Source organism: Nitrososphaera sp. (assembly GCF_050748925.1).
Lineage (GTDB): Archaea > Thermoproteota > Nitrososphaeria > Nitrososphaerales > Nitrososphaeraceae > Nitrososphaera.
In genome coordinates, this window is the sequence record NZ_JBOGQF010000221.1 from 1 (window position 1) to 1,677 (window position 1,677).

A 1,677-nucleotide genomic window follows, 5' to 3' on the forward strand; every position below is an offset into this window, starting at 1 on the left:
GATCAGAGCTCGTCCATCCCAAAAACGTGGTAGCACTGGTTGCACTTGAACTTCTCGCGCCCCGGGTCGCCGGACATGACGACAAGGTCGCTCTTTGCCTTGCATTTGGGGCACCGGCCGTAAACTGTCTTCTTAACCAAGACACTTTGGACACAGACATTGTGTGCAATAAAGGTATTCACGACAAAGTAACCCGTGCATCAGACGGTCTTCTTTACCACGTGTGCATGCTGGTACGGCGCCCAATAAAAGCAGAGCGGGGAAACACCAAATACCGCCTTGAACCTAGAAATGCGGCGATGAGGAGTCTAGACGGAACTGATACCCAATGATGTGTTTTGCACTCTGAGCCATTTTTCCGGAAAAATCTGATGTTTGACTAGTTCGAGCTCTGGATCAACTATTTCCAGCTTTATCTCCCTTAAGGGCCAATGAAGACAGTCGGCAGGGGAAAAGGAGATGTTCAAAGTAACGGCACTTATCGTCGGAGGAGTCTTTCTCATGGCAGCGGGCTTTTACGCCCTGAGTGTATCTAACATACAGTTCCCTGTCATTGCATGGCCAGAGATCGACTGGCCCGTCATCAACTGGGCAGTCGTCGGGTTTGTGATACTGGTCGGAGGGCTGGTGTCGGCAGGCGCAGGCGTCATTGTCTCGCGCATGACCTGACGCCGCATTTCTGATGTCGCGTCAAGATTATAGAACTAGGCGCATAGAAGATCAGCTAATAAGCCTTAATAGTAAAAAATCACAACTTGGCTTTGATGCGCGTCAAAGGATTAACAATACTGCTAGGACTTGTCCTCCTGGTTGGAATAATCTCGACTAAAGCGACACCGGCATATGCGGAAACTTTTACATGCGAAACGCCTATTGATGGGTCGCAAGAAGTGCCCCCGGTCACCACACAAGGGACCGGGACGGCGGATGTGACATTTGATTCAACGAGCAACGAGCTGTCGTGGAACATTGAATTCTCCGGCCTGACCGGAAACGCCACGGCGGCACACTTTCACGGGCCAGCGGCTGCTGGAAACAACACCGGAGTGCAGATAAACATCGGGGAAATCTCTGGGCTGGCCTCTCCGATGAACGGCACGGCAACGCTGTCTGCAGACCAGGCATCGCAGCTGCTTGACGGTATGATGTACATCAACATCCACACCGAGGCAAACCCTGACGGCGAAATCCGCGGCCAGGTGGTCTGCGTTCAGGACGAGGCCCCGCCGACTACGCCGCCGACAACACCTCCTGCCGGCGAGTGGGAGACAGCCACACTGACGGTGGGCGACGAGGAGTTTGACATCCAGTACATGATAACCAATGCTACCTTGGACGAGCTGACCGCGGACGTGGAAACGGCGACGCTCACGGCAATGATTACGGCTGACGAAGACGGAGAGCTGACTATACAGCTGCCAAGGGAAATCATTGACTCGGTCGAGAACGGCGAGGATGCCGACTACCTTGTATTTGTCGACGAGGTGGAGGATTTCGCAGATGACGACTTTGGCGAGGAGATCCGGACGCTGACTATACCCTTCCCGGCGCAGTCGGAGCAGATAGACTTTGTAGGCACCACCGTGATCCCCGAGTTTGGCGCAGTCGCTGCAATAGTGCTCGCAGTCGCAATCGTGGGCATAATCGTAGCCACCACAAGGTCCGGCAGGTTCAGCT

Annotated in this window: 3 protein-coding genes; 2 read left to right on the forward strand and 1 reads right to left on the reverse strand. The window is 54.0% G+C overall.

Annotated features, from left to right (window positions below; genetic code table 11):
- Window positions 1–2: 2 nt before the first annotated feature.
- Window positions 3–140 carry a hypothetical protein gene (locus ACREAY_RS11715; protein WP_431755948.1) on the reverse strand — a complete coding sequence of 46 codons (138 nt, stop codon included), beginning with the start codon at window positions 138–140 and terminating at the stop codon, window positions 3–5.
- A gap of 319 nt (window positions 141–459) precedes the next feature.
- Between ACREAY_RS11715 and ACREAY_RS11720 the strand changes: the two genes are divergently transcribed.
- A complete protein-coding gene (locus ACREAY_RS11720) occupies window positions 460–669 on the forward strand; it encodes a hypothetical protein (protein WP_431755949.1) in 210 nt (69 codons plus the stop codon).
- A 260-nt stretch (window positions 670–929) separates the two neighbouring features.
- The coding region (locus ACREAY_RS11725; protein WP_431755950.1) for a CHRD domain-containing protein at window positions 930–1,677 on the forward strand (748 nt) is incomplete at its 3' end.